Source organism: Treponema peruense (assembly GCF_016117655.1).
GTDB lineage: Bacteria > Spirochaetota > Spirochaetia > Treponematales > Treponemataceae > Treponema_D > Treponema_D peruense.
Window position 1 is genome coordinate 374065 of sequence record NZ_CP064936.1, and the last position, 25182, is coordinate 399246.

At 38.2% G+C, this 25182-nt stretch carries 23 protein-coding genes; 14 read left to right on the forward strand and 9 right to left on the reverse strand.

Annotated features, from left to right (window positions below):
• Positions 1-2 precede the first annotated feature (2 nt).
• From IWA51_RS12885 to IWA51_RS01945, 4 genes are all read right to left on the reverse strand, one after another.
• Positions 3-194 carry a DUF3427 domain-containing protein gene (locus IWA51_RS12885; RefSeq protein WP_198443647.1) on the reverse strand — a complete coding sequence of 64 codons (192 nt, stop codon included), beginning with the start codon at positions 192-194 and terminating at the stop codon, positions 3-5.
• Positions 195-302: 108 nt separating this feature from the next.
• Positions 303-593: a phospholipase D-like domain-containing protein gene (locus IWA51_RS01935; RefSeq protein ID WP_198442938.1), complete on the reverse strand. Its 291-nt coding sequence runs from the start codon at positions 591-593 to the stop codon at positions 303-305.
• A gap of 97 nt (positions 594-690) precedes the next feature.
• Entirely contained in the window at positions 691-1956 is a 1266-nt protein-coding gene (locus IWA51_RS01940; RefSeq protein WP_198442939.1) for a type II toxin-antitoxin system HipA family toxin, read from the reverse strand.
• Positions 1953-2165 carry a helix-turn-helix domain-containing protein gene (locus IWA51_RS01945; protein WP_198442940.1) on the reverse strand — a complete coding sequence of 71 codons (213 nt, stop codon included), beginning with the start codon at positions 2163-2165 and terminating at the stop codon, positions 1953-1955. Before IWA51_RS01945 ends, IWA51_RS01940 begins: the two co-directional genes overlap by 4 nt.
• A gap of 516 nt (positions 2166-2681) precedes the next feature.
• On the opposite strand from IWA51_RS01945, the gene IWA51_RS01950 reads away from it, so the two are divergent.
• The 6 genes from IWA51_RS01950 to IWA51_RS01975 are packed head-to-tail and all read left to right on the forward strand — an operon-like array spanning position 2682 to position 9648.
• Entirely contained in the window at positions 2682-2981 is a 300-nt protein-coding gene (locus IWA51_RS01950; protein WP_198442941.1) for a hypothetical protein, read from the forward strand.
• A complete protein-coding gene (locus IWA51_RS01955) occupies positions 2981-4339 on the forward strand; it encodes a DNA cytosine methyltransferase (protein ID WP_198442942.1) in 1359 nt (452 codons plus the stop codon). Before IWA51_RS01950 ends, IWA51_RS01955 begins: the two co-directional genes overlap by 1 nt.
• Complete coding sequence (locus IWA51_RS01960) at positions 4329-5885, forward strand: ATP-binding protein (RefSeq protein ID WP_198442943.1); 1557 nt, start codon at positions 4329-4331, stop codon at positions 5883-5885. The genes IWA51_RS01955 and IWA51_RS01960 overlap by 11 nt, the downstream gene beginning before the upstream one ends.
• 2 nt (positions 5886-5887) lie before the next feature.
• Positions 5888-8032: a Z1 domain-containing protein gene (locus IWA51_RS01965; RefSeq protein WP_198442944.1), complete on the forward strand. Its 2145-nt coding sequence runs from the start codon at positions 5888-5890 to the stop codon at positions 8030-8032.
• On the forward strand, positions 8016-8948 hold the full coding sequence (locus tag IWA51_RS01970; RefSeq protein ID WP_198442945.1) for a PD-(D/E)XK motif protein: 933 nt from the start codon (positions 8016-8018) through the stop codon (positions 8946-8948). Before IWA51_RS01965 ends, IWA51_RS01970 begins: the two co-directional genes overlap by 17 nt.
• A gap of 16 nt (positions 8949-8964) precedes the next feature.
• On the forward strand, positions 8965-9648 hold the full coding sequence (locus tag IWA51_RS01975) for an LlaJI family restriction endonuclease (protein WP_268969636.1): 684 nt from the start codon (positions 8965-8967) through the stop codon (positions 9646-9648).
• An 8-nt stretch (positions 9649-9656) separates the two neighbouring features.
• Here the strand turns inward: IWA51_RS01975 and sstT are convergent, their stop codons facing one another.
• Both sstT and IWA51_RS01985 read right to left on the reverse strand, forming a co-directional pair.
• Entirely contained in the window at positions 9657-10886 is a 1230-nt protein-coding gene (gene sstT, locus IWA51_RS01980) for a serine/threonine transporter SstT (RefSeq protein WP_177527792.1), read from the reverse strand.
• 37 nt (positions 10887-10923) lie between these two features.
• Positions 10924-11481, reverse strand: coding sequence for a cysteine hydrolase family protein (locus tag IWA51_RS01985; RefSeq protein WP_198442947.1), 558 nt, complete (start codon positions 11479-11481; stop codon positions 10924-10926).
• 172 nt (positions 11482-11653) lie between these two features.
• On the opposite strand from IWA51_RS01985, the gene IWA51_RS01990 reads away from it, so the two are divergent.
• The 5 genes from IWA51_RS01990 to purN all read left to right on the forward strand — a co-directional run bounded on the left by IWA51_RS01990 (position 11654) and on the right by purN (position 16929).
• Positions 11654-13054 (forward strand): MATE family efflux transporter, encoded by a 1401-nt coding sequence (locus tag IWA51_RS01990; protein WP_198442948.1) that lies wholly within the window; start codon positions 11654-11656, stop codon positions 13052-13054.
• Between the two features lie 42 nt (positions 13055-13096).
• Positions 13097-13597 (forward strand): 5-(carboxyamino)imidazole ribonucleotide mutase, encoded by a 501-nt coding sequence (gene purE, locus IWA51_RS01995; protein ID WP_198442949.1) that lies wholly within the window; start codon positions 13097-13099, stop codon positions 13595-13597.
• Between the two features lie 13 nt (positions 13598-13610).
• Positions 13611-15107 (forward strand): amidophosphoribosyltransferase, encoded by a 1497-nt coding sequence (gene purF / locus IWA51_RS02000; RefSeq protein WP_230402689.1) that lies wholly within the window; start codon positions 13611-13613, stop codon positions 15105-15107.
• Positions 15108-15170: 63 nt separating this feature from the next.
• Positions 15171-16286 carry a phosphoribosylformylglycinamidine cyclo-ligase gene (purM, locus tag IWA51_RS02005; RefSeq protein WP_198442950.1) on the forward strand — a complete coding sequence of 372 codons (1116 nt, stop codon included), beginning with the start codon at positions 15171-15173 and terminating at the stop codon, positions 16284-16286.
• A 10-nt stretch (positions 16287-16296) separates the two neighbouring features.
• On the forward strand, positions 16297-16929 hold the full coding sequence (purN, locus tag IWA51_RS02010) for a phosphoribosylglycinamide formyltransferase (RefSeq protein WP_198442951.1): 633 nt from the start codon (positions 16297-16299) through the stop codon (positions 16927-16929).
• On the opposite strand, the gene IWA51_RS02015 is transcribed toward purN, so the two are convergent.
• Positions 16917-18284 (reverse strand): OmpA family protein, encoded by a 1368-nt coding sequence (locus IWA51_RS02015; protein WP_198442952.1) that lies wholly within the window; start codon positions 18282-18284, stop codon positions 16917-16919. The two genes, purN and IWA51_RS02015, sit on opposite strands and share 13 nt — an antisense overlap.
• Positions 18285-18583: 299 nt before the next feature.
• Here IWA51_RS02015 and IWA51_RS02020 point away from each other — a divergent pair, with 299 nt between their 5' ends.
• Positions 18584-20680, forward strand: a complete 2097-nt coding sequence (locus IWA51_RS02020) for a methyl-accepting chemotaxis protein (protein WP_198442953.1) — start codon at positions 18584-18586, stop codon at positions 20678-20680.
• 59 nt (positions 20681-20739) lie between these two features.
• Here IWA51_RS02020 and IWA51_RS02025 read toward each other — a convergent pair whose 3' ends face one another.
• Positions 20740-21615 (reverse strand): lytic transglycosylase domain-containing protein, encoded by an 876-nt coding sequence (locus tag IWA51_RS02025; RefSeq protein WP_198442954.1) that lies wholly within the window; start codon positions 21613-21615, stop codon positions 20740-20742.
• Positions 21615-22673 carry a tetratricopeptide repeat protein gene (locus IWA51_RS02030; protein WP_177527801.1) on the reverse strand — a complete coding sequence of 353 codons (1059 nt, stop codon included), beginning with the start codon at positions 22671-22673 and terminating at the stop codon, positions 21615-21617. The genes IWA51_RS02025 and IWA51_RS02030 overlap by 1 nt, the downstream gene beginning before the upstream one ends.
• A gap of 105 nt (positions 22674-22778) precedes the next feature.
• On the opposite strand from IWA51_RS02030, the gene IWA51_RS02035 reads away from it, so the two are divergent.
• Together IWA51_RS02035 and IWA51_RS02040 are read left to right on the forward strand one after the other, a co-directional pair.
• Positions 22779-23408 carry a LiaI-LiaF-like domain-containing protein gene (locus IWA51_RS02035; protein WP_177527802.1) on the forward strand — a complete coding sequence of 210 codons (630 nt, stop codon included), beginning with the start codon at positions 22779-22781 and terminating at the stop codon, positions 23406-23408.
• Positions 23408-25144 (forward strand): tetratricopeptide repeat protein, encoded by a 1737-nt coding sequence (locus IWA51_RS02040; protein ID WP_198442955.1) that lies wholly within the window; start codon positions 23408-23410, stop codon positions 25142-25144. Before IWA51_RS02035 ends, IWA51_RS02040 begins: the two co-directional genes overlap by 1 nt.
• The last annotated feature ends 38 nt before the right edge of the window (positions 25145-25182 follow it).

Genomic DNA, 25182 nt, shown 5'->3' on the forward strand with positions numbered 1-25182 from the left:
TTCTATTCTACAACGGTCGTAAGTTCGTTATAAAGCTCTTCGGATACTTCATTTTGTAAAGCAAAAATCATTTTGATTGGTTTGTTTCCTTCTGCAGTTTTGGGAAGTGTAAAAACTTTTCCAAGATAAATGAACGGCTGCGTAATTCCTTCGACCTGTTCAAACTTGCGTACAAAAAGATGAACGTATTTCAGGACAACTCAAATAGAGTTGTCCTGAAAACTTCAGTTGTTGCGCAACTGTCTTTATTTACGTGTGCGCTTTCGCGCACTAATTGAACTCAATCGCAAGTTGAAACTTGCTCAATCGTTCAATTTTAAGGAACCGATTATAACAGTCCATTTTTCTTTTTTGTTTTCAGTCCTCTGCCGGAACAAATATCCTTTTGCATGAAAGCCGTCCTCGTCTGTTGGTGGAACAAAAATTTTAAGTTCAATATTTTTGAATGAAGAAAGTTTTTCGAGCACTTTTGGCTGAGTAAAATTCTGGTAACTCGTTGTAAGAATCTGCCCGTGAACGCCTTTGTTACAAAGTTCCTGCAAAGTTTCAAGCAAAACCTGAACACCACCATAAGAAATAAAAGCAACACTCATTTTGAATTCACTGCAGCACAAAAGATTTTCCTGCAAAGAATTGTAAAAATTGTGCGTAACTGAATTTGTAATGAATTAAGTGTCTTCCATGGGCGGCTTATGGTTCCTGTATAAATTTATTTATTTGAATAATTATTTTTTCTAGAAGTAAATTGTATTTTTGAGCAATAGGGGTGTTAGAAAATACATTATTGATATTTTGAATTTTAGAATAAAATTTTTCAAATGTTTTGTTAATTATTCTTCTATTGATTCCACATTTTTCAAAAGTATCTATAAAATGAGATTTTGAAATTTTATCAATCTCGTAATGCCCACCGATTTTCATAGAAAGGTTTCTTGATAAATTTTCGTAAACTACAGTAGAAACAATATCGTACGCCGGTGCAAGTTTTATTCCATTATTCCATAAAAGTGAATAATTTTTTCCATGTGCATCACAGTTTCCTATTAAAAAATTAAAAATGAAATATTCAATTGTTTTTTGTACATCAACAACAGGCTGGCTTGATTTATTTTTTATCAAATTTATTATTTGTGCTATTCCAGGTCCGCCATCATTCTGATATTTGTTTGTACTCATTATTCCAAGAGCCTGACAAAAATCTTCCTGATGAATTCTTTTTATTTTAATTGATTCGTTTTTATTAATAATTTGTCTGTCATATCTTTCGATACAAAATACATCAAAAGAATCTGTATCGTTTTTTAAATTCAGTATATTGCATTTTGGAACATCTCTTAAAAATTCTTTTGCGATGGACATTGAAAAATATTCATTAATTCCAATATCAGTGTAGTCTTTTCTTGAAGGCTTTATTATATGAGTTGAAGGTGCTCCGTTTTTGGGAATATACCAACTTCCGTTGAAATTTGCCAAAGCAATCTTTTGTTGCGCCCCGGCAAGAGACAGTCTGTATTCTTTGTCAGAAAATAAAATAGGAGTTTTTGTGCAGTTCAAAATTTTATCAGCTATTTCTTTGTTTGAAATTAATTGATAATTTTCATCATTAAATTCATATTCGCTTTTAGGAATAATATATTTTTCTTCTGAATTGAATAGAGAAACTGTTCCTGCACATTCTCCTCCCAAAGCTTCTAATAATTTTAATGTACTTGTTTCACTTATATGAAGTTCATTTGCGATTTGCTGTTTTATCTCACCTTCGGGAAGCAGACCAAAAAAATACGGAATGCATTCTTTTTGTGTAAACGTTTTTTTTTCTATTGGCAAGGAAATGCTGAGCGGAATATTATTTTGTTCTTCACAGTATTCTTTTGTATATTCAAATACAACGCCATTATTACTTGTTGAATATAATTCCCCGCATTTTTTGTCGAATAAATAAACATCCAACTTCATTTTCGATTCTCCGCAAACAAGTCAATTCCCATCATTTTTGCAACGTAAAGAGCTTTGTCAAATTGAATTGTTTCTTTGCCATTTTCAAGCTCACTAAAAAATCTTTTTCCAACATTACAAATTTCAGCGGCATCTGCTTGGGTAATATTAAGTTCATGCCGTCTTTGTTTGATAAGGTTTCCAAGTTCAAGAACAGAATTAATTTTCATACATATATTTTAATATTCCCGTTCGGTAAAATCAATGTCAAAACAGATAAAAAAGAAAAATTTTATCCCGTTCGGGAATATTAGATGTTAAACCATGTTGCGTTGTTCTAAATAACGTTCTTTGAAATTGAACGATTGAGCAAGTTTCAACTTGCGATTGAGTTCAATTGGTGCGCTAAAGCGCACATGTAAATAAAGGCAATTGTGTAGCAACTGAAGTTTTCAGGACAACTCTATTTGACTTGTTCTAAATAACGTTCGTTTTTTGGGACAACGAATTAGACAACATTCCCTCATAAAAATGTAATTTTTCTTGAAAAGGTTAAAAAAACACCATTAAAAATTCTTGAAAATGATTAAAATATAGCGTTAAAAATGCTAAAAAAGTTGCAAATTTAGATTATTTCACTGCATATTATTTGATAATATAAAAGCATAAATGTATTTTTTAATAAAACGTTGGCTCTCTAGTTACAAAAACTTCAAAGTATAGTATAATTGCAATTTAGAAACATTATGAAAACGAGCAAGAATATTACAGATAAAGATACAAATGTTGTCCCAAAAAACGAACGTTTTCTCGGACAGAATTTGGGCGTCCGTCGTTCACTACGTGAGCTTCCCGAGTTTTCTAAAGAAAACTCGCAAGATAAGAATTCTTCTAAAAAAAGCGGACGGGCTTTTCGTGGTTCCGTCCGCTGCGCTATCTCCATTCCTTCGCTACGCTCCGGAACAGCTAACGCCGCCACTACAATCCCTAACGCAGGGAAACTTTTTTCCAATAGTAACGCACCTTGTGCAAGCGAGGCTGCGTGATGGAAAGAAAGTTCACTTTTATTGATCTATTTGCAGGTATCGGTGGGTTTCATCTTGCAATGGAAAAACTTGGTGGTAAATGTGTTTTCGCAAGCGAGATAAAAGAAGATTTAAGAAAATTATATAAAATAAATTTCGGTATGGAATGCTATGGAGATATAAATGAGATAGATATCGAAAATGACATACCCCAGAAATTTGATTTGCTTTGTGCAGGTTTTCCATGTCAGCCTTTTTCTAAAGCTGGAAAACAACAGGGATTTAATGATTCCAAAGACAGAGGCAACTTGTTTTGGAAAATTAAAGAAATTTTGATTGCAAAGAAACCAGAGTTTATTCTTCTTGAGAATGTTCCTAATTTGGAATCGCATGATGACGGAAATACATGGCAAGTAATTAAGTCCAATCTTGAAAAACTTTACGAAGTAAAACAGGATATAATTTCACCACATCACTTTGAAATACCACAACACAGAACTCGCTTTTATATTGCAGGAAGATTAAAATCGGCTGGAGGATTAAAAAATTTTTCTTTTCCAAAACATGACGAAAAAAAAGAATGCAACATTAGGACAATAATTGATGAATCTGATTCTGATTATATGACTTTACGAGAACAAACTCGAAAACATTTAAAAGCTTGGCAAAACTTTCTTGATATATTGACTGAAAATCATATTACAATTCCTTCTTTCCCTATATGGGCAATGGAATGGGGAGCTACTTATCGATATGACGGAGTTGCACCATTCTACCAGCAAGAACGTACGCTAAAAGATGTTAATGGTAAATTTGGGAAAAAAGTAACAGGACATAGCAAAGATGACTATTTAAAATGTCTTCCAATTTATGCCCAAACCTCAAAAACAGATGAAAATCATAATTTTCCACAGTGGAAGAAAGATTTTATAAAGTGGAATCGTGAATTTTACGATGCCCATAAAATTATACTTGATAAATGGTTACCTCAAATTCAAAAAGAAGGTTTTGAAAACAGCCATCAAAAATTTGAATGGAATTGTGGGCAAGGTAGGAATGTAAAACCTCTTATTGAAGACAAAATTGTACAATTTAGACCATCTGGTATTCGTGTAAAATTACCAACGTTTTCTCCTGCTCTTGTTTTAACGACAACACAGATACCTATTTTTCCATGGGTTAAAACTCCAGATGGTCAAAAAGGACGATATATGACAAGAAAAGAAGGTGCAAAATTACAGTGCATGGAAAATTTAAAAGAATATCCAGATACAATTGCTCAGGCATTTAGAGCATTTGGTAATGCTGTAAATGTAGAAGTAGTAAAAAGAATCGCAGAGTGTTTATTAAGAATTGGAGATAGTAATAATGAAAGATGAAGAACTTGATATAAGACCAGAAGCAGGAATTCTTGGAGTTTTTTCAAGACTGAGTTATAAAGCATGGTATGCAATTGCAGAGTTCGTTGATAACTCTACACAGTCATTTTTTTCAAATGAAAAACTTTTACACAAAGATCACATTGATAAAGTTTATGTAAAAATTGAATATTTACCGGAAGAAAACGAATTAATAATAACAGATGATGCGTACGGAATGGAATTACAAGACTTCAAAAGAGCTGTAAAATTGGATTCAAAATCTGACCATCCAGATACAAGAAATGAATTTGGAATGGGATTAAAAACCGCTGCATCTTGGTTCGGTGAAGTTTGGTCCGTTGAATCTACACAGTTGAATTCAACAAACAAATATTTTACCGAGGTTAATATCCCGCTTTTACGGGAAAAAAAAGTTAACTCAGTAAAAATAAAAACATCAAAATGTAGCAAAGAAGAACATGGAACAATAGTACATATAAGAAATTTGACAAAACAAATTTCAACTAGAACTCATTCTAAAATATGCAGCCTTCTTGAAAGTATGTATCGCCGCGATCTGGAAAGTCAAAAAGTTATAATAGAATTTGTTTCGGGAAATAATTCAAAAATTCTTCATTTTACTCCCTATGAACCTCTTACATATAAAGGGGAAACGTGGAAAATGAATCTTGATTATTCTTTTGAATTTAAGAAAAAGCAATATAAAATAAAAGGATTTGTTGGGATCTTAAAAGAAAGGGAAAATGGTGGCAAAAGTGGTTTTGTAAATGCTGGTTTTGCTCTGTTTAGAAGAAACCGTGTAATAATTGGCGGTGAAGGACAAAACTATAAACCTACAGAAATATTTGGGGAAGCTCAAAGCACAATTTCTCATAAATTATATGGTGAAATTGACTTAGAAGATTTTCCAGTTAATCAAGCAAAAGATGGTTTTATTTGGGATAATGGACTTGAAGAAGAATTTATAAAATCTTTGGCACCTCGAATAAAGAAAATTCGAGATTTAGCAGCAAAGACTGTAAAGGAAAGAACAAAAGAAGATGTTCTTTCAAAAGATACATCTGAAAAAACATATAATGACACGAAACCGTTTGCTGATAAAATATCTGCTGCAAATATAGGTATAATTCCAGTGGCAAAAAAAACAATAAGTAATCCTGAACAAGAGTTATTTGACGATTATATACAAGAGTCAAACAAAGAAGAAAAATTTTCGGAAGCCATTAGATCTTATTCAATAAAAATGAATCAACTTAAGGAAACTAAGTTTAATGTTTCATGGAAAGAGGCAGATTCAAAAAACTGGATAGATGTGAAAACTGATACAGATGATTTAGTAGAATTTTATATTAATATAAACCATCAATTCTTTAAACCTTTTTCAAATAATTCAGATTTTCAAACTGTACTTGAAAAATTTGTTATTGCGTATATGGCGTCCGAAAAAAAAGCTAAGTTGGCAAGTAAGGATGGGAAAATTCCAGCTAATTCAATCCGTAATTTTTTAAATGATTTCTTAGCCTTAATTGATAACGGGGATTAAAAATGGAGCAATATAAAATCGAAAATATGGATAATAAGTGTATAAATATTGGTGGAAAATATTACAATCGGATTCATGAAAAGCATATTAATAGTTATGGAAATGAAGGCGCAGATAATATTGCCGTCAATGTAAAAAAAATATTCCAGAATATTCAAAATCAAATTTCAGAAAATACAAACCATAATTCACTTCTGGTTGGAAAAGTCCAATCTGGTAAAACTTCAAATTTGGAATTATTCTCTGCTCTCGCTTTTGATAATGGTTATAATTTTCTAGTAATATATGGTGGTTATGATTCAAAACTTTTAGGTCAAACAACAAAACGTTTTAAGAAAACTTTTGATGCTCAAGAGTCTGTTACATATGAAAGTGATAATCCTGCAATATTTTCAACGGAAGAAAAGGATACAATACGAAATCTTTCAGAAGATATAATTAATGAATTTATTGAGATGAAGAAACCTATTATTCTGATTTCCATGAAGCGACCGGCTGCAATGAAAATTGTAAATAGCTTTTTGTCGTCTATAGATACGAAAAAATTAAAGTCTTTTGTAATAGATGATGAGGGAGATCAAGCTAGCTTAAATACTAAAAAGAACAAGAAAGATGATGCTTCTGCCACTTATGCAGAAATCAAAAATATAAAAAGAATTCTTTCAAATCCTTTATATTTATCTGTAACAGCTACTCCCCAAGCAAATATTTTTCTTGATAAGTGGAGTGCGTTACGTCCTTCGTCAGCATGGCTAATTAGTCCAGCAAAAGGATATGATGGTTCTCTGCAATACCATTTAAGTGATAATGAAATAATCGAAATAATAGAAGAGGATGATGAATTTTTTGATAATTCATCTATATCTGATTCATTAAGGAAAGCTATCAATTATTATATTGTTGCATCAGCTATCAAACTTTTCAGAGAAAACGGCTCCAGAACTTATTCTGATATGATAGTTCATACTGCAAAAGAAAAAGTTGAACATAAGAAAACTTATAATCAAATTGATTCCTATATTGAACAAATTAAATTATCTTTCAAAAATAATGATGATGATATGCAAGATTATTTAATCGACTTTAATTTTATTTTTGAAAAGTATTTTAAGGAGAATACTATTTCATTTAATGAAATTAGAGATTCACTTTTCATAATAGTAAAATCTATAAAATTAATCTTGCAAAATTCAGAGGGGAAAGAAACTCAGGCAAATCCACAACTTTTTCCACAAAAAATATATATTGGCGGTGATCTACTTCAGCGTGGGTTAACATTTGATAATCTTATAACAACATACTTTACAAGATGGGCAAAAAACTCCGGTAACATGGATACTACTTTACAAAGAGCAAGATGGTTTGGCTATCGTAGTAAATATTTTGATTTATGTAAAATATTCACAAGTTCCATAATAGCCCAAGAATTTACAAACCTTGCAGAAATAGATGAAGACCTATGGGAACAGTTTGCAGATATTGAAGCAAATAAGATGAAAATTGATGATATAATCATCTCTGGTGATAATACAACATTGAAGCCAACAAGTCCCAATAAAGCTAAGTTTCAAAAAATAAAATTTAAAAAACGATGGGTTATACAACGTTTTATTGTTGAAGACAGAAATATAATTAAACAAAATGTTTCTATCATAAATAATTTAATTGATTCTACAAACTGGACACCTACTACTTTAAGTAGTAGAGAAAATAAGGTAACAGGTTTTTATTCAATATTGAAAGCAGACTCTATGCAAAAAATAATAGCTGCTGTAAAAAGTGTCTTCGAATACGAACCATTTCAAAAAGAAGCTCTGCTTAAATTACTTGAAACTGATGAAGTTGTTTTAATTCAAATGGGAGAAAATCTCAAGGTACCTCGTTTTCGTTCTTTATATAAAAATGAACCTAGAATAAAACCTCTTCAACAGGGTGCTAGCAGTTTAGACAAAGATAAGGCTTCTTTTTTAGGAGATAGATTTGTTCTTATTGATGAAAACAAAATCAATATCCAATTATACAATGTCGCTCCTGGTAATGATAAAAAAAATATAGATAAAACTTTGATTCAATATATGTTTGCTATATATGTACCAAAAGAAAAAGTGTATTTCACGAAAGGAGATGAAGATGATTTCGTTGAATGAGATTACAAAATTAATTGATACTTCTCCTATCGATGATAATCTTTATCTTATTGATAAATGTTCTGATATTGCCGGTTTTTTCGTTTTCAATAAAAGCATAATCTACATGGCAGAAAATTTAGAAAATGCGGATTCAAATAATTTACAAACTGAATATTTGGTTTTACGTTCAAATACAAAGATTACAGCTGTAGCAAATTGTCAGCAATTCAATTCTGGATATTACAACCTTCTTGAATATAAAGTTTCTTATGAGCAGAATCCAGACAACTTTAAGTCTTTTATTAATTTATGTTTTGCTCATATAAAATATATGAAATCACAAAATTTCATTGAGTTTTTTAACTCCATGATAGACTTATTTCAACTTGTTTCAAAAGAAAAAGAAAAAAATATATACGGTCTTTTCGGGGAGCTATCTGTTATAAACTATGTCTATAAAAATCTAAATATTAACTTAGCTTCTTTTTGGCATACAGCAGGTACTTATTCAAAATATGATTTTGTAATGGATAAAATAAATATTGAGGTTAAGACTTCAAACTCTCTCAAAGAAGTTCTATTAAAACATTCTCAGATATTTAATGAAGATAATAATGTTTTAGCAATTGCAATTGTTGAAAACAATAATTCAGGAATTACACTTGAAGAATTAATAGATTTGTTAAGTTCATATGAAGAAATAAAGACAAATTTTAACTTCTTAATGAACTTGGAAATAGAGAAACAAAAGACAAGTTTACTAGATTTTAAAACAAAAAAATTGAAATTAATAGATAACATTTTTTTTGATTGTAAAAACATAAATCCATTTAAAAAATTGCCAAGCAATGTTTCGAATCTAGAATATAGAATAGATTTATTATTAACAGAAAAATTAGATAATGAGGAGATAAAAAAGATTTTAATGAATTAGTTTTGCAGATGTAAAAATAAAAGCATCAAAAACCTTTAATGAAAACAACTTGCTTCTTTTTAAAAATATGCTTGATGTTATAAATTATCTTGATTCTTCAAACGAAAACAAAAACTTTATATACGGAACACAAAACTTTCATCATATTTGGGAAGCTTTAGTCGATTCTGTTTATGGCGAAAAAGACAAAGAAAAATTTTATCCAAAAGTTTACTGGAAATTAAAAAATGGAAAATCTTATTCTCAGGACAAATTCAATTCACTTCGCCCGGACACAATTATGATTACAAATCGTGGAAAACCCGGCCAAAAAATATTTGTAATTGATTCAAAATATTATCGTTACGGGGCAACAAAAAATCCAAATCACTTGCCCGACAGTTCCAGCGTCGTAAAACAAATTGCCTATGCCCAATATATTGAAAATACAAATAATAAAATTCCAGATGACGTTCAAAAAAACTTAAATCCGCAAAAAATATACAACGCCTTCATTATGCCTTCAGATAATCAACTGCCGCAAAATATCGGGTATTCTTCGGCAGATTACGTTTTTCCGCAGACAGATACAGAACCCGTTAGTTCCTATTCCAAAATCCACGGAATTCTTCTCGATATAAAGCAGTTGATGTTCCGGCATATTCCCCGCGACAAAGAGGCAATAATAACTTTGTCTAATCTGATTGAACAGGGTTGTTGATTTTCCATTCACCCCAGCGGAATTTCTTTGCCCTGTTTTTTCCATTCTCTGTATTCTGCTGTTGCTGTAAGAAGAACGTCGCCCGAAGAATTTAGTGCAGTTTCAAAAGAGTCCTGGATTACATTTATAATAAAACCAACAGAAACCATCTGCATTGAAGCTTCATTCGGAATCCCCAGTACAGAACATGCAAGCGGAATTAAAAGAAGGGAGCCGCCCGCAACGCCTGAACTTCCGCATGCACCAAGTGTTCCTACAAGGCTTACAAGCATGGCTACAGGAAACGAAACTTCAATTCCCAAAGTACGCGCGCAGACCAAAGACATAATTGTAATTACAACAGCGGCTCCGTCCATGTTTATTGTAGCGCCCAGCGGAATTGAAACTGAATAAATATTTTTGTCCAGTCCAAGATCTTCACAAAGTTTCATATTGGCGGGAATATTTGCGGCAGAACTCCGTGTAAAAAATGCAGTAACTGCGCTTTCCCTGATGCATCTGAAAACAAGAGGGTATGGATTTTTTCTGAGTGCAAGTGCAACAATAAAAGGGTTAACTACAAGCGCAACAAAAAGCATTGTTCCGACGAGAAGAAGAATGAGTTTTCCGTAGTCGTAAAAAATAGAAAGTCCGTTTTGTGAAACTGCTTCAAAAACAAGTCCCAGTACACCAAAAGGCGCAAACTGAATAATAATTCTTACAATATCATTTACAGCATCTGCAAGTTCACGTATTGAATTTTTAAGTCCGTCGCCTGCACGTTTTTTTAGTGTAAGACCAAGCATGACTGACCAGAAAAGAATTCCGATAAAGTTACCGCCGGCAATTGCTTTGACAGGATTTTCAATTATAGAAAGCAGAAGATTCTTTATCACATCAAAAAGTCCTGAAGGCGAACTCAGTTGTGCAGTAGAAGCAGGAAGCTGTACAGTAAGAGGAAAAATAAAACTTGCGCATACGGCTACTGCAGATCCAAGAAAAGTTGTTCCAAGATAAAGTACAATTACAGTCCTGAATCTTGAACCAATATTTTCATTTGCGTTTATTAAGGAAGCACTTACAAGTATAAGAACAAGAACAGGAGCAATTCCTTTTAATGCGCCTGTAAAAATTGAACCAAGATATGCAACCGGTGTTAACTTCGGACAAAACAGTCCAAGAACAGTACCAATCAAAAGTCCTATAACAATTTTAACAATCAGTGAAGTTTTATTCCAGAATTTAATAAACATGTTCATAAAATTTATTCCCATAAAAATCAATGGAATTATTCTATCAGATAATTTCGTTGAGTGAAAGACACTCGATTCCCATGTTTTTCATGTCAAAAATATTTGCGCGTGCAACATCTTCGCTTTGTGCGCTGCAGCAGTCCGTTACAACAGTAACGTCGTAGTCATAACTCATTGCATCATTTGCCGTAGCTCGAATGCAGTTGGGGTACTGTGTTCCACAAACAAAAATTCTTTTTACATCAAGACGCCTTAAAATCAAATCCAGGTTTGTTTCAAAAAAAGCAGAATTGCGTGTTTTCTTCAATATAATTTCATTTTCCAAAGGCTCAAGTTCTTTGACAATTTGTGCTCCGAAAGAATCAGCAACGCAATATCCGTGTCCTGCGTTTTCAAAAAGCCTGCGTCTGGGTTTGTCTGCATTTATTCCGTCTTTGTCATGCTCGCGTATTACATGAACAATTGTCCAGTTTTCTGCACGTGCGTGTTCCAGCAGTTTTTTAATTACGGAAATTGTAGCGGACGCTCCCTTAACGCAAAGAACTCCCTGTGGCAGAACAAAATCATTCTGCATGTCAATTATAAAAAGTGCCTTGTTCAATTCAAATGCCCCTTGTTGTTTTTTAGCTTTTAGATTGCACAAATTACAATTTTTTTTCAAGCATGGTTCCCTCATTAAGCATCAAATGTGAATTAAATTGTATTTTGGGTGAATTTCATTCTTGCAAAAGAATTCAAAAAGGAATAGTATTTGCGTTCTTGGAGTTTACCTTATGAATAACAAGTATTTCGGAACATCTTCTTTTTACAAACGTGCATTGTCCATTGCGCTTCCTGTAATGGCACAACTTCTTATTCAGAATTTTGTTTCCCTTATCGACAATTTTATGGTAGCCGGTTTGGGTGACATTAAAATGAGCGGTGTAAATGTTTCCGGTCAGATTAATTTTATTTTCATGATTCTTATAAACACAATCTGCATGTCAGGCGGAATTTTTATGAGTCAGTTTAAGGGAGCCGGCGATAAGGAAGGAATGCGCCAGTCCTTTAAATTCAAAATTTTTCTTACGGGAATTTTCGGCATTGCTTACATGTTCGTTTCGTTTATTGCACCTCGCAATCTTTTTAACCTCATGGTTACTGTAAACAAAGATGCGTCTGCGATTGTCGACCAGAGCGTAATTTATTCAAGGGCAGTTGCCGTTTCGTGGATCTTGATGTGCGTGTCTCAAAGCATCGGTTCTTCTTTGCGCGAGATAGAAAAAGTAAAACCGCCGCTTGTAATTTCTATTATTGCGACTGTTGTTAACACTGTATTCAATTATATTCTTATTTACGGAAACTTCGGCGCGCCCAGACTTGAAGTTGCAGGTGCCGCTTATGCTACAGTTATTGCCCGTTCCGTAGAACTTGTTTTGTTTATTGTTTACATCGCAGTTAAAAAGCCGGGTTTTGTTTTTGGAATATTTGATGCATTCAGAATCAACTGGAAACTTTTTGCAACTCTTGTAAGAAAATCGGCAATGATACTTTATTCCGAATTATTCTGGGCAATTTCAGAAACTGTCTCAAATGCACTTTACAATACACGCGGCGGCGCAGAAATTGTTTCGGGAATGGCAGCGGGTTTTGCAATTGCAAATCTTTTCTTTATCTGCTTCAGCGGAATTGTTACATCGTCTTCAGTAATTGTCGGTCAGGAACTTGGTGCCGGCCACATAGAAGAAAGCCGCAAATACAAAAACTGGATCCTTTCGGGCGCAACTGTCTTCGGATGTGCATTTGCTGTATTGGGTTGCTGCACAACGATTCTTATTCCGATTGTGTTCAAAAATCTTACTCCGGCAGCACAGGATACGGCAAAAGAACTTGTGATTGTGGCTGCCGCTTATCTTCCGCTTTGGGCCTTTATAAACGCGCAGTATTCTATTTCGCGTACAGGCGGCGATACGGTAATGGGCGTAATCTGCGACACTGTAGGAAACGCACTATTTCTTGCCGGAATGTTCCTGCTTGCTTTCCTCACAAAACTTGGACCGGTTGCAATGTACGCGATTGTAAAAGTCAGCGATGTTCCGAAATCCGTTATCGCCTGGATCTGGCTTAAAAAAGAAAGATGGCTTGTAAATCTTACAAAGGCCGGCAGCACTGAACAAATACAGTCACAGTCCTAGAATCTGTATTGCAAACTTTCTTCCATTATGATAATTTAAGGCATGAAAGTTGCAATCTTTTTAGGTTCTAAATCAGATTCTGAAACCATGAAAAAGGCCGCCGATGTTCTTGCAGAATTCGGTGTTGACTATAAGGCCTACATTCTTTCCGCCCATCGCGCGGGAGACTTGCTCGTAAAAACAATCGCCAAAGTAGAAGAAGAAGGCTGTGAAGTAATCATAGCCGGTGCGGGGCTCAGTGCAGCTCTTCCCGGAGTGATTGCTTCAAGAACACTTCTTCCTGTAATAGGCGTTCCGCTTGAATGCATTAATCCCGGAAAATCAAACGGTCTTGCAGGAATGGACGCTCTTCTTTCAATAGTGCAGATGCCGCCTCAGATTCCTGTTGCGACAGTTGGAATCGGTAATGCAAAAAATGCCGCTTATCTTGCACTTCAGATACTTGGAATAAAATATCCCGAAATTAAAGAAAAGCTTCTTGCTTTCCGCAAAAAGATGACCGCAGATGCAGAAGCAAACGGCGGCAGCGGTTTTGAATTCTAAAATGAGGAATAATATGCAAAAAGGATATGAACTGGTCGAAGAAGAAGAAGACAAACTTCGTGATGAATGCGGTGTAGTCGGTGTATTTTTAAATCCTGTCCAACCACAGTCACAGGAGGCCGGTTCTTCTGAACACGAATACGAAGCCTATTCTGCAGCAGACTTCAATGCAGCAACACAGGCCTATTACGCACTGTATTCGCTTCAGCACCGCGGTCAGGACAGTGCCGGAATCGCTGTAAGCAACGGAGAGTCCATTCAGATGCACAAGGCAATGGGAACAATCGCCGAAGTCTTTAAGCCCGAACATCTTATGGGACTTGCAGGACATATTGCGTGCGGTCACGTCCGTTATGCAACCGCCGGCAGTGCTTCTTTGGAAAACGCCCAGCCTATTCTTTTACAGTCAAGACTTGGAGGTGTTGCTGTAGCACACAACGGTCAGCTTGTAAATTACGAGCAGCTCCGTGAAATGCTCGAAGAAGCAGGCAGTACTTTTGCTTCTACAAGCGATACCGAAGTAATTGTAAAACTTATCGCAAAGTCATATAAAAAAGGACTTGAGCGCGCCTTAACAGACACAATCCAGATGATAAAAGGATCGTTCGCACTTGTTGTAAGTACAGAAAAATGTCTTATCGGAGCGCGTGACCCCAACGGAATCCGCCCGCTTTGTCTTGGAAAAGTAGAAAACGGATGGATTCTTGCAAGTGAAAGCTGTGCAATAGATGCCGTTAACGGAACTTTCGTGCGCGACATTCAGCCCGGAGAAATCGTAATAATCAACGAAGACGGTGTTCTTTCATTTGAATTTGGCGAGCGTACTGCAAAGCGTACATGCATTTTCGAGTACGTTTACTTTGCCCGCCCTGACAGCATCATAGACGGAATTCCTGTAACAGAAGCCCGCGAAAGAATGGGAGCCTGTCTTGCCCGTGAAAGCGGAGTTCCTGCAGACGTCGTAATCGGTGTTCCTGACAGCGGACTCGGTGCAGCCCAAGGGTATGCGCGTGAAGCCGGAATTCCCTATGCATCAGGTATCGTAAAGAACAAATATATCGGAAGAACATTTATTGCCCCCACCCAGAAAGAAAGGGAAAACATGGTGTTCGTAAAGCTGAATGCAGTCAAGTCTGTTGTAGACGGAAAGCGCGTTGTTGTCATTGATGATTCTATCGTCCGCGGAACAACCAGCCGCCGTCTTGTACAGATTCTTCGCCGCGCCGGTGCAAAGGAAGTTCACTTCAGAATTTCTTCACCGCCGGTAAAATTCCCGTGCTATTTTGGAATAAACACGCCTACAAGAAACGAACTTATTTCAAGCCAGCACAGCGAAGATGAAATATGCAAAGAAATCGGTGCAGATACACTTGCATTTATAAGCGCAGAAGGAATGATGGAAGCGTGCAGGGCATGCAATCCTGAACAGTACGGTTTCTGCAAGGGATGCTTTACCGGTGAATACCCGATGTCTGTTCCCGGAGAACTTAACGGCCGCCGTTTCAGTTAAGACAGTTACAAATAATTGCAATTAGTTCCGTTTGGAAAAATATATTTTAGTGGAGTATAATTTATGGCAGATGTAGTCGATTACAAGAAAGCAGGTGTTGATGTAAAAGAAGGCTATCGCGCAGTGGACAAGTACAGAAAGCAGTCCGAGCGTGCAAGAATTCCCGGCCAGCTTACAGACATCGGAGCTTTTAACGGAATGTTCGCTGTTCCAAAGGGACTCAAGAATCCTGTTATGGTAAGCGGAACCGACGGTGTAGGCACAAAACTCGACATTGCGTTCAAGCTTGGAAAGTATGATACAGTCGGAATTGACTGCGTTGCCATGAGTGTAAACGACATTCTGTGCAGCGGCGTTAAGACAAGTTTCTTCCTCGACTACATTGCCTGCGGAAGTCTTGATTCAAAAATTGCCGGTGAGCTTGTTAAGGGTGTAACAGACGGTTGTGTAGATGCAGGCTGTGCACTTCTTGGCGGTGAAACTGCAGAAATGCCCGACTTCTACGATGAAGGAAAATACGACCTTGCCGGATTCGGAGTAGGAATCGGTGAAAAGAGCGAAATGATTACCGGAGCAAAAATAAAGGAAGGTGATGTTCTTATCGGTCTTTCATCAACAGGCCCCCACTCAAACGGATTTTCACTTATCCGCAAACTTGTTACAGATTTTAACGAACCGTTTGTAGTAAACGGAAAGCCTTCAAAGAAGTCAATCGGCGAAGTTCTTCTTACACCTACACGCATTTATGTACGCCCGGTAATGGACGTTCTAAAGAAATATCGTTCTTCTGTACACGGAATGGTTCACGTAACAGGCGGAGGATTCTATGAAAATATTCCGCGCATGTATCCTCACGCAGCAGAAGGAAAGAAACAGCTTTGTTCCGTAATCAAAAAGGGCTCTTGGGAAGTTCCTGCAATTTTTGACGAACTTGTGCGCCGCGGTGCCGACCCAAAGAAAGTATACAGCACATTCAACATGGGAATCGGCTTTGTACTCGCAGTAAGCAAAAAAGATGCACCTGCAATCCTCAAGATGTTCAACAGCCATGCAAAGAAATTCGCCGTAAAGGGAATTCCTGACATGAAGGCTTACGAAATCGGATACGTCGGACACACAGACAAAGTAATCAAGGGTGAATTCAAAGGAAACAAAGAACTCACCAGGTTTGTAGACTGATATGTCGGTTATGAATATTGCCGTCCTTGTTAGCGGCGGCGGTACGAACCTTCAGGCTCTTATTGACTACGAAAAGTCTGTGTCTGAATGTCCGTACCACATAGCAGTTGTAATTTCAAATACAAAGAGCGCTTATGCCCTTGAGCGTGCTTCCCTTGCCGGAATTCCGTCTTTTGTAAAAAGCCCGTATTCTGTTATGGGAAAGGAAGTCGCAGAAAAAGCAGACCGTGACACAAAAAGAATTGCTGTTTCTGATGCAGTGCTTGAAGTATGCCGTGAGTATAAGGTAAATGCAATTGTTCTGGCCGGTTATCTTTCTGTTTTGGGCGGAACAATCATTGATGAGTATGCCGGCAAAATTGTAAACCTGCACCCGGCTCTTTTGCCAAAATTCGGCGGAGTCGGAATGTGGGGACACAATGTTCACGAAGCAGTTCTTGCAGCGCATGAAAAAGAAAGCGGCTGTACTGTTCACCTGGTGGATTCAGGCTGTGACACGGGAAAAATTCTTGTACAAAAGAAAGTTCCTGTTATGGAAGGAGACACTCCAGACTCGCTTTATTCAAGAATTGCACCACATGAACACGAAGCCATGGTAGAAGGCGTCTGTCTTCTTGCAAAACTTCTTGGCTATTCACGCTGAACATAACTTGCTTTCGGCATAACAGTTATTTCTACGCGGCGGTTCCTTGCCCTTCCTTCAGGAGTCGAGTTGTCGGCAACGGGTTTGGTTCCGCCGTAACCTCTGTAAGTAAATATATCTTTATTGACACCCTGTTCAATCAGAATATCAATTATTGTCTGTGTTCTCTGTATACTGAGCGTTAACTGGCCGTTGGGTTTGTTTACGTCGGCAGTGTGTCCTTCTACCAGTATGCTGAATTCACCAGAGTCTGTAATTTTTTTGAGTGACTGGGCAATCTGGTGAATGCGCGGCTTTTCTTCGGGCAAAAGTTCCGGGGAGTCTGCAATAAAGCGCAGGTTCTGCATGCTTATCTGAATTCCCTTCGGTCCGTCATCAAGAATTACGTCAGGAACTTTGTTTTCATAGAAATATTTTTTGATGTTATTGTACGCAGTGTAGTATCTTCTGTTCTTTTCCGGGGCGCCAACTGCATGTACAAGAACGTCATCATCAAGAATAATTACGACTTTTCCGCTTTTGAGAAGTTCAAGATTCTGCGGCTCTGAAGTTATGGCAAGATAATCCCTCTTTGCAATGACCGGGTCGCATCTGTTTATTCCAAAAACTTGCTGCGCTTTTATCCACAAGGGATCGCTTCCGGCACGCCCTTTGTAGTCCTTAAGAAATTCACTGGCTGAATAAAGAACAATTCCGCTTTGCTTTGCAGTCTGCGGCTCTACCATATTTCTTTCATAAACAATGTCCATGTTTTCGTTAAGAATTTTTGGAAAAAGACAGGGGAACACTTTGCTCTGCATGAATTCTCCGTGAACAGGAAGAGAACCGCGTGCATCTATTACAATACCGGTATATTTTCTTGTTGCAACTTCATCTATTGGAAGAGTCTGCGTATACGGAATTTTATGCTTTACCAGAACTGCGCCCACGTCATTCAGATTGATTGAATGTTTTGTCTTGAGAAGGTTTGTCGCGTCTGCAAAAAAAGCCGGTGTCTGCTTTCCGGTGTCTATCATTCTTGTGACTGTTTCGAGGGTAATTGTATTGTTGAGTACAAGATCGCCCAAAGTATTGCGGTCATCTACATAAAGTGAAAGAAAAGGATCTTTTACGAGGGAAGACAGATTCTGCTTTATTTTGTTTATTGAAGAAGTTTTTCCGCTGGGCATGGGAATTCCGGCTTTTTCTACATCAAATGACACGTCAGAAGAAAATGTGTCTTTTGTCCAGTCTACAGAGCAGCTCGAAAACATAACGGCATCTTCTTCAGAAACCGCGGCACGTTGTTCAATCTGTGCCTGACAGACTGATGAGAAAATGAACAACATAATAGAAAGAAAATGTATTTTTTTCATTGAAAACCCTGAATAAACAGAACAGCCTCGGTATAGTTTTTACAGGCCGCTTTTTCTTATTATCGGAAATTATATTTAATAAACTTGAGCCTTTTAAAATATCTGCTATAATATAGTAAAATCAAAAAAGTAGGTAAACCAACTTTCTTGATTTTACGGCGAGTTCCATGTCGCTATATTATTGCAACTTGGAGCATCGCAGTTTCAGAGTTGGCTCTAGAAATTGCAATTTTTATAGCCTTCCATAACAGTAAGTCGGAGTTTGAAAATAAAATTAAATTCACCTTTCAGGGAGCATTATGAATAATAATTCAGCAGCAAAAATTGCGCCTTCTAAAAAAGTACCGTCAAAAAAGGCAAAGTCCATTGTCAGAGTAATCCGTGTTGGTCTTATTCTTGGAATTACACTTTTTTCGGTAATTCTGTTCGTTTTGGTTTATTTAAGGCTAGAAACCGGCCTTAAGTCTTATTTTTCTGACGAACTTGTAACACAGTCCTATATTGTGTCAGACGAAATGAATACAATGAAGGGCGAACTCGAAAATACTGCAAGTTTTGTTAAGTTTGAATACGAAGCCTCGGGGGCATGGGAATCAGACGATGATGTTTACGCCTCAAAACTCTTTGAAAATGCCGTTTCAGCTTACAATCTTGAATGTATTACCCTTCTGGACAAAAATGGAGCCATAATTTTGTCTGAAGGATCTCATGCCGATTCCGGAAACGATTTGTATGAGTCTGGCGTACATGGAACAGTCTCTTCTGAACTTATTAAACTTGGAACAAATATTTATGCAGTAAGTGCAGTTCCTGTACGCAACCGCGGCGTTATTGTCGGTGCTATTGTAATTAAAAAGGCGGCAGCAGATTACGACATGGTTGAATTTATAAGCGACTGTACAGGAAACGACGTGACTGTTTTTGACGGAGACCGCCGTGCCTATTCTTCAATAGAAGGAATGACAGACACTATTCTTGAAAACAACGCGCCTGTTCTTGCCGCAAAAGAGGGCGATTCAACTTTGATGACCACAAAAATAAACGGCCGCGGTTATCTGGGCTATTATTTTCCTGTAGAAGATTCTGAAGGCAACTTCCTTACAACAATGTTTATGGGAAAGCAGATTGATGTTGTATTTGATGTTTCCATTCACATTTTTGCACCTCTTATTCTTGTTGCATTTATCTGCGCAAGTTTAATGATTTTTGTATTTGTAATGCTTTTGGACAAGGTTGCATTCAATCCTTTGCGCAAAGTAGAGTCTGCAGTAAAAAATCTTTCGTCGGGAGAAGCCGACCTTACCTTTAGACTTCCTGTACGCGGAAACAACGAATTTTCACGCCTTTCTAACTATGTAAACAACTTTATTGAACTTCTGCAGGGAATTGTGCGCGAAATAAAGGCTGCTCAGGAATCCCTTACTGCAATCGGCGAAAACCTCAGTTCAAATTCCCAGGAGTCAGCAAGTGCAACAGCCCAGATTATGGCCAATATTGAAGGCGTAAGAAAGCAGTCAGAAAACCAGTCAAATGCCGTTACAAATACATCTGACGTTATTTCTTCAAGTGCAGTAGGACTCAAGCAACTTGCAGATCTTATAGGCCTTCAGTCCAACGACATCAACGAATCTTCTGCCGCAATCGAAGAAATGCTCGGCAACATTACGTCGGTTTCCAATTCTGTACAGAAAATGACAGACAGCTTCAAGGAACTTTCGTCTACTGTTATGATAGGAAAGACAAAACTGGTAGACGTTGACCACAAGGTTAATGAAATTTCAGAGGAGTCAAAGAGCCTTGTTCAGGCAAACGCCATTATTGCACAGATTGCTTCAGAAACAAACCTTCTTGCCATGAATGCTGCAATTGAAGCGGCCCATGCAGGTAAGGCAGGCGAAGGATTTTCTGTTGTTGCCAATGAAATACGAAAACTTGCAGAAAACTGTTCAAAGCAGTCAAAGAATATCCATGCGGAACTCAGCGGCATAACTTCTTCCATAAAGAACGTTGTTTCGCTTTCAAAGGATTCCCAGTCGGCTTTTGGTGCCATTGTCCAGAGCCTTGACTACACAGACGGCGTAATACGTGAAATAGGAAGTGCAATGGGCGAGCAGGAAAGTGCTTCACGCAATATTTTTGAATCTCTTGCAAAAATGCGTGACCAGGCCAGTGAAGTCGCTTCAAAGTCGGGTGAAATGAACAGCAATATTGTTAATGTTACGAACAATATTGTAAGTGTACAGCAGATTTCCATGACAATTCTAGGAAGTATGGACGAAATGGCAGCCGGAGCACAGCAGATCAGCACTGCAGCACAGAGTGTTTCGGACCTTGCAACAGAAACCCGTTCAAATATCAATTCTATTGAACAGAAGCTGGACCAGTTCAAGGTCTGATTCTTTTCTAAAAAAGTTTTGTGTTCAATATAAAGGCGCTGGCACAATATTCTGTTTTGTCAGCGCCTTTTTAAGTCTTCGGCCGCTTTTTTTGCGCTTCCGTATGGCAGCCTGAGCCTGTATGTTTCTTTGGAAGGTGTGCATTCATGCAAAAGGGCAGGGTTCAGGAAGATAAGTGTTTCCAAATCTATTCCTGTTGCGGCGGCTATTTCTGAAAGGCTTATTTTTCCTGTTATGCGAAGGTAAGAGTATTGTTCAGGGGCTTTTCCCTCTATTATTTTGTCTATCGCGCCAATGTCTATAAGGCCGTAATATTCTGCGTTTTCTATTATGTCTGCTACGGCCAGAAGTTTTGGAACATACATTGCGGTCTGGCTTCTTATGTCACCGTTTTCTGCAAGATTCCAGTAGGTTTTACCCTGATGTTCCTTTATTGTGCGTGATATTGCGCCGGCTCCCATGTTGTATGCCGCAAGTGCAAATGACCAGTCTCCGAACATTTTGTAATTGTCTGCAAGTTTTGAAAGTGCAGCGTCAGTTTCCTTCCACGGGTCAAACCGTTCGTCGTACCAGTAATTTTTCTTCAGATAAGGGCTCATACTGTTTTCCATAAACTGCCACATTCCGGCCGCACCCGATTTTGACACGGCATGTACTTTATAGTCCGACTCTACTATGGGAAGATACTGCAGAATCATGGGAAGTCTGCGCTTTTTTAACTGCGCTCTTATGTAAGGGCGGTACGGTGCAGAATTGTACAACACTTCTCTGAGCCACTTGCGGCCTGCGTCGGTAAGATAGTTATCGCGGTACTTTTTTGTAAGCGGACTGTCTGCGCCGGGAAGTTCCAGTTTTTTTCTGCGCGGTCCTTCTGCAAAAAGCGTGGAAAAGGCAATCAGGCACAGAAAAAAAATGCAGCGCTTTTTGTGCAGCATCAGAGCTTCTCACCAAAGTAGATTCCGGCCCATTCCCATCTTCCGTGAATTTCTGGGTCTGCAGGGAAGTTTACTTTTCTGAAGTAAAGGTACCAGACGTTAACGTAATTGCTCCAGCCTGTTGTCCTTAAGTATGCTTCTGTCGGTGAAGAAGTACTGTCGAGTTCGGCACTGTAGCGTATTCTGTTTCCGCGCATAAAGGAACGCATTGAAAAGTTTTCCTGGGCATTCGTGTCGGTTTCATCCTGCCGCCATGACATGGCAAAAAAGTTTACCTTTGACTTGTAGCGATCCAGTGCCTTGTAATTGTAGTTCGAGATTGCGCGTTTTACTGCTGTAACAAGGGCATCCAGCGACTCAAAGGTCCAGTCTTTTGAAGAATTGTTGAAGTCGATAAGCTGTTTTGCCTTAAGAAATGCGTTCGGAACCCCCGCAATCTGAATCGTGGAAGCGTCGTCCTGGTCAAGGAAAAGCGTGTATGTTCTGATTGCCTGGTTCCATTCACCTTCATTTTCGTATTCGATGGCAAGTCGGTAGTAAAGTTCGGTTATGCTTACGTTATTGGGAAATCGTGAAATAAGCTGGTTAAAGTAAGATATTTTGTTTGCAGAACTTTTGCTTATCTGGATAAGGTGCTGCAGACACAGAAAGTGAATTGACTTACCCTGAATTTTAAGGTCGCTGTAGTTGTTGATTATGCGTTCAAAATAATATTCTGCAATCGGCTCTGCATCATTTTCAAGATATGCATATGCGGTCATCAGAAGCCAGTAGGCATTGTACGGGTCGTCGGGGTGGTCTTCGGCCCATTCAGTCAGAAAAACTATCAGGTTTGTATAGTCTTTTACAGAAAGCATGTTGTTTGCAATTCTGTTTACCACTGCATACCGCGTTTCTTTTGAGAGATCGTTTCTCAGAAGAAGTTCATTGAGTTTTTTCTGTGTGTTTTTGAAATTTTTTATTCCGGTTTCCCTTGCTGAAGGGGCTTTGGGTGAACAGGAGCAGAGCAGCGCGCAGAGAACGGCCGCGGTAACTGCTGTAATTGCTTTTTGGAACATAACTTAATTGTAGCAAACGTTAAAGTTATTGGCAAGAACCCAAAGTTATTGTATTCTTATAGTGGCGCATAGCCTATTTTCTAGTAGTTTCGTAGGGTGAAATATATGACAGACAGTAAAAATTCCGGCGGTAAAAGAAAATTCTTTGTGATTCCCCAGACAAAGGAAACCGTACGTTCCAATATAATTCTTGCAGTAGGTTTTGTTCTGCTTCTTGCGGGAATTGCCCTTTCACTTAAAAAAATATTTGAAGGAAGCAATATTTCAATTATAAGACCCGTTGTTCTTCTTGCTTTCGGTGAAATCTGTTTTTTTATTGCCATTGCCTTTACAAAAAGCAGTCTCTGTGTTTCGCTGGGACTTACGGCTGTTGTTTCTGCAGTGCTTGCTTTTCTTATGGACATCGGTGTAATAAGCCTTAGTATTAAACAGATGTGGCCGTTTTCTCTTCTTGTATTCGGAATTATGCTTATTCCGGCTGATTTTATTAGGTATGGTCGCCTTCGTACGGTATTTTTGTTCCCTGCGTTTATGTTCATTGGTCTTGGGGCAATATTCCTTCTGTTTTCGATGGGAGTTGTTCCGTTTTCATTCAGGCGTTTTATTTCACAGTGCTGGCCGCTTATTCTTGTTTTTCTGGGCATAGGGCTCATACTCATTTTTATTGTCCAGAAAAGACACAACAAGGATTTTCCCTACATGCAGGATGATTCCCAGGGAGAGGCACAAATCTGATGTCAAGAGGGAAAGGCAGAATAACTTTTTCTGCTCTTTTTGCGGTACCTTTGCTATTTTTCTCTTGCGCAAGTACGCCAAAGCCGGACGGAACATCAAAAATTCCGTCTGATGACAGCGTTGTTACCGTAACAATTCCTTCTTCAAGAAAAGAATCACGTGCTTATTTTTCGTCAATAAGCAGCCGCGTAATGGAACTTGTTGAAATTGGTTCCCCCAAGACGCTCAGGCAGGCGGCATCACTTCTTCACAAGAGCGTTCAGGAAGAATACGAAACCAACGAACGCGTTTTGCTGGCAGTTTGCGCCGAAATAATGCACATTGTGTGGCCGTCAGAGCAGGTAACCTGGGATGTTCCGCAGTCAGATACCGTTAATCCCTATATGGGCGCAATTGACAGTGCCCGCCGTGGAATCTATGACTCAAGTACCGGGAATTCAGACTTTCTTACAATACTGCTGCCTTCGCTGGTACTTCTTTCAGGGGTAGACCGCAGTGATTACTACGATGTTTCAGAACAGTCACTCAGTCAGGCTCTTTCCATGCGCCCCGATTCTGTTCTTGCAAATTATCTTTTGGGAAAACTCAAGTCGGCGCGCAAAGACTATGATGCGGCTTTTTCTTACTTTGAACAGTGCCGGAAGTATGCCGCCGAAGTCTTTGAGGTAAAATTTGCCCTTGCAGAAACGCTTTTTCTTCGCGGTGACATGAGCCGCTCCCTTGCCCTTTCAGAAGAACTGCTTTCTTCTTATCCGCAGAATGTACAGCTTTTGGAAATTTGTGCAGAATCTTCTTTTGCATTGGGCAAAATGGAAAAATCAGAGTCCTATGTCGTAAGGGTTTTGTCCCTTGAACCCGAAAACCTGCGCTATGTTCTGTTCAGGGCAAGAATTCTCATGGAAAAGGGTGATTTTATAAGGGCCGCTTCACTTCTGGACGCCTATGCAAGAAACGATGTAAGTTCAAAGAATTATCTTGTTCTTCGCGCAAGGCTTCAGCGTGACTGGAACAAAAACAATACGGCGGCTTCCGAAACAATTGCGTCTGCAATGAACCTTTACCCCGGGGACAGTGAAGTGCTTCTTCTGGCAGCCCAGATTGCGTCTTCTGCAAATACTTCCATAAATGGAATGGATGCCCTTGAAATTGCACAGAAAGTTCTTGAACAGGACCCATCCAGTCTTTCTGCTGCAAAAATTTGCATTTCGGAACTTATAAGAAAAGGTGAGTGGCAGAAGGCATACACAATGAGCCTTGGAATTATGGGCCGCTCTTCTGATTCTGAAATTATCAGCAACCACATAGATATTTGTCTTGCCCTGTCAAAATTTACCGAAGCAACGGAATGTGCCGACAGAATGTACAAAAATGCCCCGCAAAGTGAGGCGGCACAGCAGGCTTACATAAAGGTTCTGGTTGCAACAGGCCAGCGTTCCCTTGCAAAGCAGATGATAGCATCGCTCATGGACGGTTCCGGGGCGCGCATGAAAAGTTTTTTGTACTACCAGAGGAGTTTTTTTGGTGCCACAGAGGATGAAATTCTTGGTGACCTGCGTTCAAGCCTTACTGCAAACCCAAGAAACAGGGACGCTTTGTTCCGGCTGTATAAAATTTACTATGCAAAAAAGGACTGGAGGCGCGCCCAATACTATCTCAAGCAGGTTGTAGCCCTTGATCCTCTCAATACAGAAGTTCTGCGCCTCAATTCAGAATTAAATTCCCTTTTGGGAAAGTAGAATTCAACTTCGACACTTGTCATCTACAAAAATTAGTG

What these genes read in the sequence shown, in the direction of transcription:
- IWA51_RS01935 (WP_198442938.1), bottom strand. Translation starts at nt 593, where the DNA reads ATGAGTGTTGCTTTTATTTCTTATGGTGGTGTTCAGGTTTTGCTTGAA.
- IWA51_RS01940 (WP_198442939.1), bottom strand. Translation starts at nt 1,956, where the DNA reads ATGAAGTTGGATGTTTATTTATTCGACAAAAAATGCGGGGAATTATAT.
- IWA51_RS01945 (WP_198442940.1), bottom strand. Translation starts at nt 2,165, where the DNA reads ATGAAAATTAATTCTGTTCTTGAACTTGGAAACCTTATCAAACAAAGA.
- IWA51_RS01950 (WP_198442941.1), top strand. Translation starts at nt 2,682, where the DNA reads ATGAAAACGAGCAAGAATATTACAGATAAAGATACAAATGTTGTCCCA.
- IWA51_RS01955 (WP_198442942.1), top strand. Translation starts at nt 2,981, where the DNA reads ATGGAAAGAAAGTTCACTTTTATTGATCTATTTGCAGGTATCGGTGGG.
- IWA51_RS01960 (WP_198442943.1), top strand. Translation starts at nt 4,329, where the DNA reads ATGAAAGATGAAGAACTTGATATAAGACCAGAAGCAGGAATTCTTGGA.
- IWA51_RS01965 (WP_198442944.1), top strand. Translation starts at nt 5,888, where the DNA reads ATGGAGCAATATAAAATCGAAAATATGGATAATAAGTGTATAAATATT.
- IWA51_RS01970 (WP_198442945.1), top strand. Translation starts at nt 8,016, where the DNA reads ATGATTTCGTTGAATGAGATTACAAAATTAATTGATACTTCTCCTATC.
- sstT (WP_177527792.1), bottom strand. Translation starts at nt 10,886, where the DNA reads ATGAACATGTTTATTAAATTCTGGAATAAAACTTCACTGATTGTTAAA.
- IWA51_RS01990 (WP_198442948.1), top strand. Translation starts at nt 11,654, where the DNA reads ATGAATAACAAGTATTTCGGAACATCTTCTTTTTACAAACGTGCATTG.
- purE (WP_198442949.1), top strand. Translation starts at nt 13,097, where the DNA reads ATGAAAGTTGCAATCTTTTTAGGTTCTAAATCAGATTCTGAAACCATG.
- purF (WP_230402689.1), top strand. Translation starts at nt 13,611, where the DNA reads ATGCAAAAAGGATATGAACTGGTCGAAGAAGAAGAAGACAAACTTCGT.
- purM (WP_198442950.1), top strand. Translation starts at nt 15,171, where the DNA reads ATGGCAGATGTAGTCGATTACAAGAAAGCAGGTGTTGATGTAAAAGAA.
- purN (WP_198442951.1), top strand. Translation starts at nt 16,297, where the DNA reads ATGAATATTGCCGTCCTTGTTAGCGGCGGCGGTACGAACCTTCAGGCT.
- IWA51_RS02015 (WP_198442952.1), bottom strand. Translation starts at nt 18,284, where the DNA reads ATGAAAAAAATACATTTTCTTTCTATTATGTTGTTCATTTTCTCATCA.
- IWA51_RS02020 (WP_198442953.1), top strand. Translation starts at nt 18,584, where the DNA reads ATGAATAATAATTCAGCAGCAAAAATTGCGCCTTCTAAAAAAGTACCG.
- IWA51_RS02025 (WP_198442954.1), bottom strand. Translation starts at nt 21,615, where the DNA reads ATGCTGCACAAAAAGCGCTGCATTTTTTTTCTGTGCCTGATTGCCTTT.
- IWA51_RS02030 (WP_177527801.1), bottom strand. Translation starts at nt 22,673, where the DNA reads ATGTTCCAAAAAGCAATTACAGCAGTTACCGCGGCCGTTCTCTGCGCG.
- IWA51_RS02035 (WP_177527802.1), top strand. Translation starts at nt 22,779, where the DNA reads ATGACAGACAGTAAAAATTCCGGCGGTAAAAGAAAATTCTTTGTGATT.
- IWA51_RS02040 (WP_198442955.1), top strand. Translation starts at nt 23,408, where the DNA reads ATGTCAAGAGGGAAAGGCAGAATAACTTTTTCTGCTCTTTTTGCGGTA.